At 64.2% G+C, this 14,657-nt stretch carries 7 protein-coding genes and 1 tRNA gene; 4 read left to right on the plus strand and 4 right to left on the minus strand.

Features of this window, described 5'->3' with window-relative positions; all coding sequences use genetic code 11:
• The 3 genes from JQ633_RS18260 to JQ633_RS18270 all read left to right on the plus strand — a co-directional run.
• A partial coding sequence (locus JQ633_RS18260; RefSeq protein ID WP_211986456.1) for an SdrD B-like domain-containing protein occupies positions 1-5,019 on the plus strand: 5,019 nt, incomplete at its 5' end.
• A gap of 142 nt (positions 5,020-5,161) precedes the next feature.
• A complete protein-coding gene (locus JQ633_RS18265; RefSeq protein ID WP_249159490.1) occupies positions 5,162-6,835 on the plus strand; it encodes a type I secretion system permease/ATPase in 1,674 nt (557 codons plus the stop codon).
• Between the two features lie 9 nt (positions 6,836-6,844).
• Entirely contained in the window at positions 6,845-8,239 is a 1,395-nt protein-coding gene (locus JQ633_RS18270; RefSeq protein ID WP_211986458.1) for an HlyD family type I secretion periplasmic adaptor subunit, read from the plus strand.
• A gap of 39 nt (positions 8,240-8,278) precedes the next feature.
• On the opposite strand, the gene JQ633_RS18275 is transcribed toward JQ633_RS18270, so the two are convergent.
• Positions 8,279-9,421, minus strand: a complete 1,143-nt coding sequence (locus JQ633_RS18275; RefSeq protein WP_211986459.1) for a hypothetical protein — start codon at positions 9,419-9,421, stop codon at positions 8,279-8,281.
• A 110-nt stretch (positions 9,422-9,531) separates the two neighbouring features.
• Positions 9,532-9,798 carry a hypothetical protein gene (locus JQ633_RS18280; RefSeq protein ID WP_211986460.1) on the minus strand — a complete coding sequence of 89 codons (267 nt, stop codon included), beginning with the start codon at positions 9,796-9,798 and terminating at the stop codon, positions 9,532-9,534.
• A 1,039-nt stretch (positions 9,799-10,837) separates the two neighbouring features.
• Between JQ633_RS18280 and JQ633_RS18285 the strand changes: the two genes are divergently transcribed.
• Positions 10,838-11,014, plus strand: coding sequence for a hypothetical protein (locus tag JQ633_RS18285; protein ID WP_211986461.1), 177 nt, complete (start codon positions 10,838-10,840; stop codon positions 11,012-11,014).
• A gap of 618 nt (positions 11,015-11,632) precedes the next feature.
• Here JQ633_RS18285 and JQ633_RS18290 read toward each other — a convergent pair.
• Positions 11,633-11,725: transfer RNA gene (locus tag JQ633_RS18290), tRNA-Ser, on the minus strand.
• Positions 11,726-11,976: 251 nt separating this feature from the next.
• Complete coding sequence (locus tag JQ633_RS18295) at positions 11,977-14,520, minus strand: transglycosylase SLT domain-containing protein (protein ID WP_349631573.1); 2,544 nt, start codon at positions 14,518-14,520, stop codon at positions 11,977-11,979.
• Between the last annotated feature and the right edge of the window lie 137 nt (positions 14,521-14,657).

Consider the following 14,657-nt stretch of genomic DNA (forward strand, 5'->3'; position numbering starts at 1 on the left):
CTCGACCCCGGCAAGTACATCGTCGAGGAAGTGCTGAGCGGCGGCTATGTCACGAAGGACAATGTCGACGTCGCCATTACGCTGGCCTCCGGGGAGACCCACGGGGTCGACGAAGGCACCACCTTCATGAACTACAAGCTGGCCTCGGTGAACGGCATCAAGCTGCTCGATGCCAACGCCGACGGTCTGAAACAGGCCGGCGAGAACACCCCGATCTCGGGGATTACCATTAACCTCTACAAGGATTTGAACGGCGACGGCACGCTGCAGGCCGATGAGCGCGACGGCGTGATCGACGGCGACGCCCAGGATACGCCATTCAAGACCACGGCGACAGCGGCGGACGGCACCTGGTCGTTCACCGGGCTCGACCCCGGCAAGTACATCGTCGAGGAAGTGCTGAGCGGCGGCTATGTCACGAAGGACAATGTCGACGTCGCCATCACGCTGGCCTCCGGCGAGACCCATGGGGTCGACGAAGGCACCACCTTCATGAACTACAAGACGGCCTCGGTGAATGGCATCAAACTGCTCGACGCCAACGCCGACGGTCTGAAGCAGGCCGGCGAGAACACGCCGATCTCGGGTATCACCATCAACCTGTACAAGGATCTCAACGGCGACGGCACGCTGCAGCCCGACGAGCGCGACGGCGTGATCGACGGCGACGCCCAGGACACGCCGTTCAAGACAACCAGCACGGCAGCCGACGGCACCTGGTCGTTCACAGGGCTCGACCCCGGCAAGTACATCGTCGAGGAAGTGCTGAGCGGCGGTTATGTGACGAAGGACAATGTCGACGTCGCCATTACGCTGGCCTCCGGGGAAACCCATGGGGTCGACGAAGGCACGACCTTCATGAACTACAAGACCGCTTCGGTGAACGGCATCAAGTTGCTCGACCTGGATGCGGATGGCGTACATGACGCCGGCGAGAACACGCCGATCTCGGGTATCACCATCAACCTGTACAAGGACCTCAACGGGGACGGCACCCTGCAGGCCGATGAACGTGACGGCGTGATCGATGGCGATGCGCAGGATACGCCGTTTAAGACCACGGCGACAGCGGCCGACGGCACCTGGTCGTTCAGCGGTCTCGACCCCGGCAAGTACATCGTCGAGGAAGTGCTGAGCGGCGGCTATGTGACCAATGACAATGTCGACGTCGCCATTACGCTGGCCTCGGGCGAGACCCACGGGGTCGATGAAGGCACCACCTTCATGAACTACAAGGCGGCGTCCGTGAACGGCATCAAGCTGCTCGACGCTGATGCCGACGGTGTCAAGGACGCCGGCGAGAATACCCCGATCTCGGGGATCACGATCAACCTGTACAAGGACCTGAACGGCGACGGCACGCTGCAGGCCGATGAACGTGACGGCGTGATCGATGGCGATGCGCAGGATACGCCGTTCAAGACCACGGCGACAGCGGCCGACGGCACCTGGTCGTTCAACGGCCTCGATCCCGGCAAGTACATTGTCGAGGAAGTGCTGAGCGGCGGCTACGTGACCAAGGACAATGTCGACGTCGCCATCACGCTGGCCTCGGGTGAGACCCACGGTGTCGATGAAGGCACCACCTTCATGAACTATAAGACGGCCTCGGTGAACGGCATCAAGCTGCTCGATGCCGATGCCGACGGCGTCAAGGATGCCGGCGAGAACACCCCGATCTCGGGGATCACGATCAATCTCTACAAGGACCTCAACGGCGACGGCACCCTGCAGGCCGATGAACGCGACGGCGTGATCGACGGCGACGCGCAGGATACGCCGTTCAAGACCACCGCGACAGCGGCGGACGGCACCTGGTCGTTCAGCGGTCTCGACCCCGGTAAGTACATTGTCGAGGAGGTGCTGAGCAACGGCTATGTGACCAAGGACAATGTCGACGTCGCCATCACGCTGGCCTCGGGCGAGACTCACGGTGTCGATGAAGGCACCACCTTCATGAACTACAAGACGGCCTCGGTGAACGGCATCAAGCTGCTCGACGCCGATGCTGACGGCGTGCATGACGCTGGCGAGAATACCCCGATCTCCGGGATCACCATCAACCTGTACAAGGATTTGAATGGTGACGGTGTGTTGCAGCCCGACGAACGCGATGGCGTGATCGACGGCGACGCCCAGGATACGCCGTTCAAGACCACGGCGACGGCAGCCGACGGCACCTGGTCGTTCAGCGGTCTCGACCCCGGCAAGTACATCGTCGAGGAAGTGCTGAGCGGCGGCTATGTGACCAAGGACAACGTCGACGTCGCCATCACGCTGGCCTCCGGCGAGACCCACGGGGTCGATGAAGGCACCACCTTCATGAACTACAAGGCGGCATCGGTGAATGGCATCAAGCTGCTCGATGCCAACGCCGACGGTCTGAAGCAGGCCGGCGAGAATACCCCGATCTCAGGTATCACGATCAACCTGTACAAGGACCTCAACGGCGACGGCACGCTGCAAGCGGATGAGCGCGACGGCGTGATCGACGGCGACAGCCAGGATACGCCGTTCAAGACCACGGCGACGGCGGCGGACGGCACCTGGTCGTTCACCGGGCTCGACCCCGGCAAGTATATCGTCGAGGAAGTGCTGAGCGGCGGCTATGTGACCAAGGACAATGTCGACGTCGCGATCACGCTGGCCTCCGGCGAGACTCACGGTGTCGATGAAGGCACCACCTTCATGAACTACAAGACGGCCTCGGTGAACGGCATCAAGCTGCTCGACGCCAACGCCGACGGCCTGAAGCAGGCTGGCGAGAACACCCCGATCTCGGGGATCACCATCAACCTGTACAAGGATCTCAACGGCGACGGCACGCTGCAGGCCGACGAGCGCGACGGCATCATCGACGGCGACAGCCAGGATTCGCCGTTCAAGACCACGGCGACAGCGGCGGACGGCACCTGGTCGTTCAGCGGGCTCGACCCCGGCAAGTACATCGTCGAGGAAGTGCTGAGCAACGGCTATGTGACCAAGGACAATGTCGACGTCGCCATCACCCTGGCCTCGGGGGAGACCCACGGGGTCGATGAAGGCACCACCTTCATGAACTACAAGCCGGCATCGGTGAACGGCATCAAGCTGCTCGACGCCAACGCGAACGGTTTGAAGGACGCCACCGAGAACACGCCGATCTCCGGTATCACCATCAACCTGTACAAGGACCTCAACGGCGACGGCGTGCTGCAGGCCGACGAGCGCGACGGCATCATCGACGGCGACAGCCAGGATGCGCCGTTCAAGACCACGTCCACTGCGGCCGACGGCACCTGGTCGTTCAGCAACCTCGACCCCGGCAAGTACGTCGTCGAGGAGGTGCTGAGCAACGGCTACGTGACGAAGGACAATGTCGACGTCGCCATCACGCTGGCCTCGGGGGAGACCCACGGGGTCGATGAAGGCACCACCTTCATGAACTACAAGCCGGCCTCGGTGAATGGCATCAAGCTGCTGGATCTCGATGCGGACGGCATCAAGGATGCGAACGAGAACACGCCGGTCTCCGGGATCACCATCAACCTGTACAAGGACCTCAACGGCGACGGCGTGCTCCAGGCGGATGAGCGCGACGGCGTCATCGATGGTGATAGCCAGGATTCGCCGTTCAAGACCACGACGACGGCGGCTGACGGCACCTGGTCGTTCAGCGGCCTCGACCCGGGCAAGTACCTCGTGCAGGAGGTGCTGAGCGGCGGCTACCAGTCGAGCGACAAGACGACGATTGCCCTGACCTTGGCGTCAGGGGAAAGCCACGGCGTCGATGCCGACACCACCTTCATGAACTACGTCAACGGATCGATCCACGGGCTGAAGTTCAACGACCTGGACGCGGATGGCAAACTCGATGGGGCAGACAGCCCAATGGCAGGCATCACCATCCAGTTGAAGGGTGATGTGGACGGCAACGGCACGATCGATACCCAAACCACCACTACGGATGCCAACGGCCACTTCTCGTTCGAAAATCTCCATCCGGGCACGTACACGATCAGCGAGCTGTTTACGGATGGTACGAACTGGGGCGCGACGGTCGACCACAACAATGACGGCATCGGCGATGCTACGACGACGGTGACCGTGCTCAGTGGCCAAGAGGTCGTCGCGGTTGCGGGAGAGGCAGGGCAGCTCGATTCGCTGCACACGGAAGTCAACGTCGGCGACGCTCTGACGTTCGGCAATCACCAGCTTGGCGCCCTCGGTCTCACTCCCGGCTTCTGGTACAATCATGAGTATGTCTGGGACGCCCCGATCAGTGGCTCCGACACCAGTAACGGCAAGGCGGATGGAAAGGGTGTCTCCCTTGCTTCCAAGCTCGCCGCCGCCGGTACGATCACAGCGCCGGACATCGCCAATTTGTTGCCCAACAACCCGTTGGCCGGTGGCACCAGCGACGTCGATGGTGACAATCACAAGGACCTGTTCTTCCAGGGAGCCGATGGCAACCTCGTCATCCAGTGGGACGACGCTCAGGAGACCGTCGGAGCGGCCAACGGTACGGGCGGCGACAAGCTTGGCGATTTCGTCCGCTATGCCGTAACCACGGCCTTGAACGAGGTCGGCGTCCCCAACTTCAATGCTCCGAACGGCCTGCTCGGCGATATCGCCGACTGGCTCATCAAGTATGGCGGGGTGACAAAGATCGACACCAACAACGACGGGACGACCGATACGTTCGTGCTCAAGTACAACAATAAGCACGAGACGGATAACCCGGGAAATGGCCAGGACGGAAACGTCCCCAAAGCCAAGGACGGCGTCAGCGGCTTTGGATACAGCACATCCGTCAAAGCGAGCAGCGCCGCCTGGCAGACCGGAGATCCCGCTCACGGCGTACCGTCCGGCTCCCAGATCTTCGCCGACATGAACGCCACCACCGATGGTGCCACCGGCAGCAACATGCTGGTGTCCATGAATCAATCAATGGTCCTGATGGCCAACGACAACGGAGACTATTTCGGAGTGCTCGGCGTCGCGCCGAACACCCATGACGGATATCTCCATCTAACGTAGCGATTTTGAGGGAGGGTGAGTCTCCAGCTCACCCTCTTGTGCCTTTTGTCGGCGACGGCCGCAAAGGTTTCTTGAGAGAGGGGCGGGGATCCCGCCGGTTTGCGTGAACGTATCGTTGAAGAGGCCGGACGAGCTCCGGCAATTGTTGCAGACCTGCCAAGGTTATTTCCTGACCGCCGGATTGTTCAGCCTGGCGATCAACCTGCTGTACCTGGCAGGCCCTCTCTACATGCTGCAGGTCTACGACCGCGTGATCTCGAGCGCCAGCCAGATCACGCTGTTGATGCTGACCATCGCGCTGTTGCTGGCCTTTTCGGCGCTAGCCGGGCTCGATGCGGTTCGTGCGCGGGTGCTGACCCGCGCCAGCATCCGCCTCGACCAGCGGATCGCCGCGCGGGTGATGACCGCGATCATCGATCGTTCAGCCGGCGCAGGCGGCGCGCGCAGCCAGGCGTTGCGGGACTTCGATGCGTTCCGCCAGTTCGTGACCGGCACGGGTATCCACGCGATCTTCGACCTGCCGTGGGCGCCGATCTACATCGCGGTGATCTTCGTCCTTCATCCCGGGCTGGGCGCTTTTGCACTCGGCGGCTCGATCGTCCTCGTGTTGATGGCGCTGCTCAGCGAATGGCTGGTGCGGCTGCCATTGACCGAGTCGAACGAAGCCGCTGCGCGCAGTTACAGCTTCACCGAAATGAGCCTGCGCAACACCGAAGTCGTGCGCGCCATGGGCATGACCGGCGGCTTGCTGAAGCGCTGGCGCCGCGATCGCGACCGGATGCTGGAGCGGCAGGTGGCGGCGAGCGACCGCGCCGCCACCGTCCAGAGTCTGATCCGGTTTCTCCGGCTCGCCATGCAATCGCTGATCCTGGGTCTTGGCGCCTATCTCGTCATCGAACGGCTCACGACGGTCGGTTCGATGTTTGCCGCCAGCATCCTGCTGGGCCGCGCGCTGCAGCCGATCGAGCAGATCGTCGGCTCCTGGCGAAGTCTGGTGTCGGCGCGCGGCGCATTCCTGCGCATCCGGGAGCTGCTCAAGGCCGATCCCCTTCGCGAAGCGGGGCTCATCCTGCCGAGGCCGAAGGGCCAATTGTCGGTCGAAGGACTGACATTCGCACCTCCCGGGAGCTCCAGGCCGATCCTGCGCGGTGTGAGCTTCGCGATCGAGGCAGGGGAGGTGCTCGGCGTCATCGGCCCCTCCGGCGCCGGCAAGTCGACGCTGGTGCGGCACCTCGTCGGCGTGCTGGCACCCTCGGCCGGCGCGGTGCGCCTGGACGGCGCCGACGTCTCGAGCTGGGTCAGGAAGGCGGTTGGCGACCACGTCGGCTATCTGCCCCAGGACATCGAGCTGTTCGCGGACACGGTGGCGGCCAATATCAGTCGCTTCGAGACAAAGGGCGACAACGAGGTCATCCATGCCGCCCAGCTCGCGGGCGTCCATGAGATGATCGTGAGGCTTCCGAACGGATACGACACCGAGGTCGGTGAGGGCGGAGCGATCCTGTCCGGAGGCTTCCGGCAGCGCATCGGCCTGGCCCGAGCCGTGTACTGCAATCCGAGCTTCGTCGTGCTCGATGAACCCAGCTCAAATCTCGACTCCGAGGGCGATGCGGCGCTCGCCGATTGCATCATCCAACTGAAGAAGCGCGGAGCAACCGTCGTCATCGTCTCGCACCGGCCGGCCACCATTGGGCTTGTCGACAAGATCCTCGTCCTCAGGGAGGGGGCCGCGGAGATGTTCGGGCCACGGGTCGAGATCATGTCGCGCCTGACCCGCCCCGTGCCGATGCACGCGGTGCAAGGCGCCAGCGGTTAGGCGGTCGCCATGAGCATTCTGGAAGGACTAGGGAACCGGAGCATCGGGAAATTCGACAGGAATATCCCTGTCGGTGTCGGCTCCCGACCCAGGCCGCCGGTCCGCGCCGGCGGCGCGCCCAGCGATTCGATCACGCAGGCAGCTCTCGCCGGCTGGGCAATTGTGCTGGTTTTCTTCGTCGGCATTGGGAGCTGGGCGGTCACCGCCCCGCTCAACGGCGCCGTGGTGGCCAATGCCGTGGTCAAGGTCGATGGCAATCGCAAGAGCATCCAGCATCTTGATGGTGGCATCGTCAAGCAGCTGAACGTCAAGGAAGGCGACAAGGTCAACGCCGGCGACCTGCTGATCGTGCTCGACGAGACGCAGGCACGTGCCGAATACGAAGTTCTCACCCAACAGCATGTCGTGCTGCGCGCCACCGAAGTTCGCCTCCTCACCGAGCTCGATCGCGGCTCGAAGCTGGTGATGCCCGCCGACCTGAAGGCGCGCTCCGACGATCCCTATTTCAAGAGCGTGTGGAACGGGCAGGTCAGCCAGCTCGAAAGCCGCCTTGCGGCGATTGCCGGCCAGCGCAGCGTCATTCGCGAGAAGATCAACCAGCTCGGCTCGCAGATCGTCGGATCCGAGGCGCAGGTCAAGGCTTTCACGGACCAGATCACGTCGGTCCACAAGGAAGCGAAGGACATCGCGCCTCTGGTCGAGCGCGGGTTGATAGCGCGGCCGCGCATCATGCAGCTAGAACGTACAGCCTTCGGGCTCGAGGGCCAGATCGCAGACACCAATGCCAACATCGCCAAGGCGCGTCAGGCGATCGCCGAGCAGGAGCAGCAGATGGCCCAGCTCGACAACGATCGCATGACCGAGGTGACGAGGGATCTGCGCGACACCCAGGCCAAGATCCTGGAGGTGATCCCGAAGGCGATGAATGCGAAGGCGGTGCTGGGCCGCATGGAGATCCACTCCCCCTATGGCGGCCGGGTGGTCGGGCTGAACGTGTTCTCGGTCGGCGGCGTCATTCAGCGCGGCGAGAAGATCCTGGACGTCGTGCCCCTGCAGGACGGATTGACGATCGAAGCCCAGGTCGCGGTCGAGGACATCAGCGACGTGCACCCGAATACGCGCGCCGAGGTGCATCTCACCGCGTACAAGCAACGCATCGTGCCGATCGTCCATGGCGACGTCATCCAGATATCGGCCGACCGGTTGACGGATCCCAAGACCAACAATCCCTATTACACGGCCTTCGTGCGGGTCGATCAGGAGGAGCTGGCGGCACTGCCCAACATTCAGCTCCACCCGGGCATGCCGGCAACGGTCATGATCCCGACCGTCCAGCGCACCGCGTTCGAGTACATCGCCGGCCCGCTGATCATGTCGTTCAACCATTCGTTCCGGCAGCGCTAGCGCATCGCGCGCTAGCCGGGGGCCGGCTGGCTCATCGAGCTAATTGGGCATCAGCACTGCGTCGACGCGGCGGCTGTTCCGCGTGCTGATGATGATGGCGCCGTTGCGCGTCGCAAACCTCGCGCCCAGAAGTCTCGGCACCTTGTCGGTCAGCGGGGAGGGCAGTGGAATCATTCCGCCGGTCACGGGATCGCCGACCTTGGTCGTGACGGCCGGTGCGCCAGCCGAGGGCGCGGCCTTGATGTATTCCCTGACCAGCTGGATTTCTTCCCGTGACAGATTGAGGAGGCTCTGCTCGCCGGCGCTCTCGGAGGCTCTTCTTTCCGCCTCGGCCCTGGCCTGCGCTGCTTCCTGCGCCGCGGCTTCGCGCCTTGCGCCTTCGGCCTGCTCGAGCTTGGCCAGGCGCTCCTTCAGCGGGGCTTGCTCGCGGCGGAGGGCGGTGATTTCCGATTTCAGTGTGGAGATCTGCCCGATTGCGACCGCCGCGGCGCCGCAGGCGATGATCGAGATCAGGCTGAGGCCCGCAAGAGCCAGACGCGTCATTCCAACGTTGCCTTCAGTTTTCCGATCCGGGACGTGGCGTGCGGGACGCCGCCGCCACATGCGCGCAAGCCCGGGCATTTCGCTGCCGAGCAGTCCGGTGAGCGCCGATAGCCGCGAATCGTTTCGGCCGGCCTGCTGGATGGAGCCGAATGCCGGTTCGGGAATGGTGTGAGTCTCCGGCGCAGCGGCCTCTCGCGCCGGGGCCTCGGGAGTTGCGGTTATATGGTTCAGTAGCCGCGCCATGCGCTCGCCGCGGTCTTCGCTCGTTACGGCAGGGAGCTCGAGATCAACGTCGTCGGATCGGTCGATGGCAGCCATCACCGCTGCATGGTCGGTGTCGGAGACGACGATCTCCGGCAGGCCGGACTGCGGCGGGCTGCGCTCCCGCTCGACGCGCGAGGCCTGAAGCGCGTGCCACATCGACAGGCCCTTGTCCGTGATCTGCATGCCATCATCATTGATCGAGGCCAATCCCGATTGGAAGATATCGGCATCGCCGAGCTCGGACGATCGCTTCAACTTCGCGGCTTCGTCGCCGCTTGCGATCATGCGCTTGACCTCGCGGCTGACATCGTCGACCGCGATCCGCTGCTCGGGCTTCGCGGCCAGCACGGTCAGGATCGCCAGATTGAACCTCATGCGGCGCCTCCGTCAGCCAGAGCGCCATGCGATTGTAGACGGTCGTCTCGGGATGAACAATGCGAGGCGGGCCCGGCCCGATCGGCGAGATCGCCTTCGCGCGCGGCCGATCACAGGAAATCCCGAAGGCGGGACAACTCGACAATGTGCTCCGGCGACAGAATCTCCGGCACCAGCGGTGCCTGAGGCACCGTGCGGATCTCATAGAGGTGCCGGGTCTTCTCCGGCTTGGCCATGAATTCGCGGATGCACTCGTCCAGCGTGGCGTCGGCAACCATGTATGGCATGCGATCCTCGCGGCGGGCATTGCCGAGCGAGGGCCATTTGTAGAGACGCGCGGACGCACCGAAGTTCAGTTGGGAGATGTCGTCGGACATGGTTCATCGCAGATGGAGTAGTCGAATCAATTGCAAAATGGCACGCGCAAACGGAATGAATAAGATCAGGCGCTGCCGCGCCGAGGCCAATCGGCCGCACGCCTCTCGGTCCAGCCCGAGCGGCAGGCGGCCGACCGGCGACCATTATGATCGTAATTTCTTACCAAAGCCCAGCACGGGCCTTCTTTTGCTGCGGTGCGGCTCGCAGCGGCAAACTACCCCCGCGCCAAATCCCGTAGCCGTCTTCGCTCCTTGTAGAGAGGTGGAAAAGGCGTCCCGAGTTCGCGAGCTTTGACCCGCACCGACTGAATCGACCGGTTCAGAGCTGCGGCGGCGCGAGTTGAGCTGGCACGAGCGGCGATCAAGGTCTGCAGCCGTCTTGTATCTTCATCCGACCAATGGTGAGAGCGGCGGCCCATACCGGAAAACATTTTCGAGATCGGCGAGTTCCTGTTCTGGTGCGCGGCGCGCGAAAGCGAACGATAAAGTCCCAGCGCCTTGGGGAAAGGGCGCTGGGACTAAGACGGATGATTGCGCGCGTCGGGGGCGGACTCGGCGCCTCCATCCAATTGCCTAATTTTCCCAAAGCTGAAACGTTCCTCCCCGTGTGAAAATTGCGCCAGGCGCGATTGCCGCGACCACAGGCAAGGCCGGGCCTCAGTCGGCGGCCGTTCATCTCGGATGCCGTCCTTTTGGGCGGCCGCTTATCCAGATCGGCACTGTGGCGAGGACGGTCTTGCGCGCCAACACCGAGACGGCTCCGGCCGTGGGCCTTGGGGGCTAAACGACCGAAGGCCGTCCCAGATCGGGTGCGGCAGGCACCCGACAATCCCAACGGTGTCGTTTCCCGAAAGGTTCCTGTTGCCATTTCTTCCCATCCTCGATCGCCTCTCGGCGCGAGGTGCGGCGGACGGGCCGGAGCCGTCTCACTCGCGCTCCGCCCCCGTGGTTCTCCGGGGATGAATTCCTGTCGCAGTCCGCGCACGATGCCCTCGGCAGCCAAGGGCTGCGGGGACATTCGTCAATTGCAGGACTTGAAATGCAGGACTTGCGGGCTGCACTGGAGAGGCTTCGTATCGAGGCGGAGGAATGCGAACTGATCAGCAAGCTGGCGACCAACCAAGCCAAGAAGGATCTGTTCGCAAAGTTGGCCGCCCACCATCGAACCCTCGCCGGAGAGGTTGAGCGGGCGATGAAGTCTGGCCCGAAGGGCTAAGGCGCCGCCGAGGAACCTTACGGCTCGTCAATGTTTGAACTCCCGTTGCGGGCAGATGCATTGACGAGAGAATCCGACATGGGCGAGCAACGCCGCCGTTTCAAGCAACCGGCAATCCTTGAACATCGATTGGCTGACGTGGCCCAGAGGCTCCGGAAAGAGGCACAAGGGACGCCGCCCGGTATCGCCCGTGATCGCCTTATCCGCCAAGCTCGACTGGCCGAAACAGCCTCGCAAATGAGCGAGTGGCTGCGGGCACCAGTCTCGCGGTCGTCGGCTTAGGAGGGCGGCGACCATGCACGCCAAACACCATCATTTCGACAGCGTCGAGATTGCCTTCGTATGCGCGGCTGTGGTGTCGTTTGCGGCGCTGGTCGCGAGCGTGAGCTGGCTCTTTATGCGATAACGCCGCTCCAGTCAGCACAGGCCCATTCGCCCAACGGGACAGTTCGTCCGTGACATCCCGGTGCCGTCGAAGAGCCGCGGTTGATTGCGAGTCTGTCAGCCACACCGTGCGGACTCGATTGCCGGAGCTGGCAAAGCGCCGCGCCGAGATGCTGATCAAGCGAAAGTTGAAAGAGAGAATTCGCCCGGTCTAAGGCCGCCTCGGTGGAGGGCTGGCGGAGAGGGAGGGATTCGAACCCTCGATACAGCTTGAGACCGTATGACGCTTTAGCAAAGCGTTGCCTTCAGCCACTCGGCCACCTCTCCAATGGCGCCGATATGCCCGAGTGGGCGCTGAGCCGCAAGCGGCAGATTGAGATAGCGGCAGGATGATTTGGTGGCGGCTCCGGGGCAGCTTGGCTCAAGTGTAGCCGCGCACCTTCATGCGGGGAGCGATCGATCTGCCGTCGGCTTGAGCCGATGTCATAAAATATAAGAAATAACAATAAGTTATGTAATAATTCGATGCGGTTGCGCGAGGCCGGTCACAACCCTGTTGAAAACCGGCCGCCTCCGGATCATTCCACGGTGCCGCCGCGGCGCAGGTCGGCCTCGATCTGCAGCCTGGTGCCGCCGCCGAAGCGGGCGCGGTAGACCTGCAGGTTCTCCATGATGCGCTGGACGTAGTTCCGCGTCTCCGAGAACGGAATCAGCTCGACCCAGTCGACGGCGTCGACCTTGGGATCGCGCGGATCGCCGTAGCGCTCGATCCACTTCTTCACGCTGCCGCGGCCGGCATTGTAGGCGGCGAAGGTCAGGATGTAGGAGCCGCGATAGTCCTCGAGCAGGCCGCCGAGCTCGGCGGCGCCGAGCATCGCATTGTAGACCGGGTCGGTCTTCATGCGCTGGAGGTCGAAGCCGATGCCGGCGCGCTTGCAGACGTAACGGCCGGCGTCCGGCGTCACCTGCATCAGCCCGTAGGCCTGGGCCGGCGACACCACGGCCGGATTGAACGCGCTCTCCTGGCGCGCGATGGCGTAGACGATGCTTGGCTCGACCTCCGGTCCGACCTGGCGGAAGGAGGGGATGCCGTTGATCGGGTAGGCGTAGTGGTCGAACGGCAGCCCGCGATTGAGCGCGGCCTTGCCCATCAGCAGCATGCCGCGTGCATCGCCGTGCCTCACCGTCAGCTCGCCGAGCCCGGCCAGCGCTTCCGGATCGCCATTGTCGCCCATGTCGCCGAAGATCGGGATCGCGAGCTCGCGCTCGTCGATGTCGTAGAGCAGCGCCACCGCGCGCACGATCTCCAGCCGGTCGGCGCCGCGGCCGCGCGGCACGCCGTTCAGCTCGATCTGCGGCAGTCCGAGCTTGGCGCGCGCGAGCTGGCCGTAATAACTGGTCGATTGCTCGGCGGCGCGGCCATAGGCGGCGCGTGCCTCCTGGCTGCGGCCGGCGGCTTCCGCGGCGCGGCCCTGCCAATAGCCGGCGCGTGCCAGCGCGGTCGGGTTGGCGCTGCCGACGCCGATCCGCGCGAAGTGCTGGGCGGCGACCGCCGGGTCCTTGAGGAAGCGCAGCGCGATCCAGCCGGCGGTGAATTCCTGCTCGGTCTTGTAGATGTCGCGTGCCGGCAGCGCCGCGTCGCGTGCGATCAGATAGGCCGAGCGGTACTCGCCGACGTCGATCATCTTGCGCGCCAGCAGGCGGCGCTCGATCCACCATTCGTCGACGTTGAAGAGGCGGGCGCCGTCCTTCGGCGCGCCCAGCATCAACTGCGCGGCCTCGGTGAACTTCTCCTCGCGGCGCAGCAGCTGGATCCTGGCAAACATGTAGCCGGTGTCGCCGGACAGCTCGCGCGGTACTTCCTCGAGCAGCGCGCGCAGGTTTCCGCCCTTGCGGTTGGCGGCGATCCGCGCCTTGGCCAGTGCCACATAGCCGGAGCCGAGGCGCCTTGCCGCGCGCATGCCGGCCGCCTCGTTGTCGGTGCCGTAGAGCATGGTGTCCATGCGCGCCTTGTGGTCGCCGGCGGTCAGGAACGATCCGAACAGGTCGAGCGCGGTGGTCTCGGTGTCCTCGCTCATCGGGTCGTTGCGCCACGCCTCGCGCACCAGGCGCTCGGCATTGGCGCGGTCGCCGCGCCCGATCATCACCTTGGCGAGCGCAAATCGGCCCTTGGCCGAGACCGGGGATTCATTCTGGAACCAGGCCCAGACCGCGGAATCGTCGCGGCGGTCGTCCCACAGCGCCGCCTCGATGCGGCGGCGGAGGAAGATCTGCGACGGCCAGCTCGGATTGCCGTCGAGGAAGGCGCGATAGCGCTCGACCGAGGCGCCGTTGTTGTCGCTGCGCAGGATCAGCCATTCGGCGAGCTTGCGCGCGACCGGATCCGACATCGAGGTCTCGAGCTCGGTGGCATCGCCCGGCTTGCGCTTGCGCAAGAGCTCGACGACGTTGGCGAGCGCCTCCTTGTCCGACTGCGAGGTCGACGAGGTCGCGGCCAGCGCCGCGGGCGCGACCGGCTTGCGCACGGCCGGAGCGGCATGCTGACGGGTCGCCGGGACCAGTGCAGGGGCGGCGGTAGCGGCCGGCACCGGCTTATGCGTCACGGTCGCGGTTGTAGCGGGGGCGGCGGGCTTGGAAGAAGTTGTCTTGGCAGCGCTGTCCTTGTGCGCACTGTCCTTATGCGCTGCGGCCTTGGGTGCGGTGCTCTTGGAAGTCGCGCTCTTGTCATGAGCGGCCTTGGTGTCGGTGGGCTTGGCATCGCCGGCTTTGCCATCGCCCGTCTTGGCAGCGCTGGGCTTGGCAGGGCTAGGCTTGGCCGCAGTGGCCTTGTGAGCGCTCGACTTGTCGTCGCCAGATTTGGCCGGGCTGGACTTGTCGCCGCTGGTCTTGGCTGCGGCCGGTTTTGACGCGGTTGCCTTGGGAGCCGTCTTGGCCGCAGCGGCCTTGGGGGCGGCCTTCGGGTCGGATGGCTTGGCCGCCGCGCTGTGCGCCGCCGGCTTGGCAGCAGGATCCTCATCGCCGGCCCAGGCATTGGCCGTGATCGCAACGAAGCCGACGAGGAGCGCCAGGCTGCCGGCCAGCGCGGTCGATCGCAATGTGCCTTCGCGGATGGAGCGGATCACGGAAGCCCTCTGCGGCGCCGAATCACCTGGTCGTTCGGGCCATAAGTTCTTATTTGATTGAATATGTGCACAAAATACTAAGAAGCGTCGCCGTGCGGCTGTTTGCGCCAGCACCACGGCAAAATCGCGGCCGGAGC

Origin of the sequence: Bradyrhizobium tropiciagri (genome assembly GCF_018130505.1) — a bacterium.
Lineage (GTDB): Bacteria > Pseudomonadota > Alphaproteobacteria > Rhizobiales > Xanthobacteraceae > Bradyrhizobium > Bradyrhizobium tropiciagri_B.

Bases quoted from the DNA above. Each gene is read 5' to 3' on its own strand.
- JQ633_RS18270 (WP_211986458.1), top strand. From the start codon at position 6,845: ATGAGCATTCTGGAAGGACTAGGGAACCGGAGCATCGGGAAATTCGAC.
- JQ633_RS18280 (WP_211986460.1), bottom strand. From the start codon at position 9,798: ATGTCCGACGACATCTCCCAACTGAACTTCGGTGCGTCCGCGCGTCTC.
- JQ633_RS18285 (WP_211986461.1), top strand. From the start codon at position 10,838: ATGCAGGACTTGCGGGCTGCACTGGAGAGGCTTCGTATCGAGGCGGAG.
- JQ633_RS18275 (WP_211986459.1), bottom strand. From the start codon at position 9,421: ATGAGGTTCAATCTGGCGATCCTGACCGTGCTGGCCGCGAAGCCCGAG.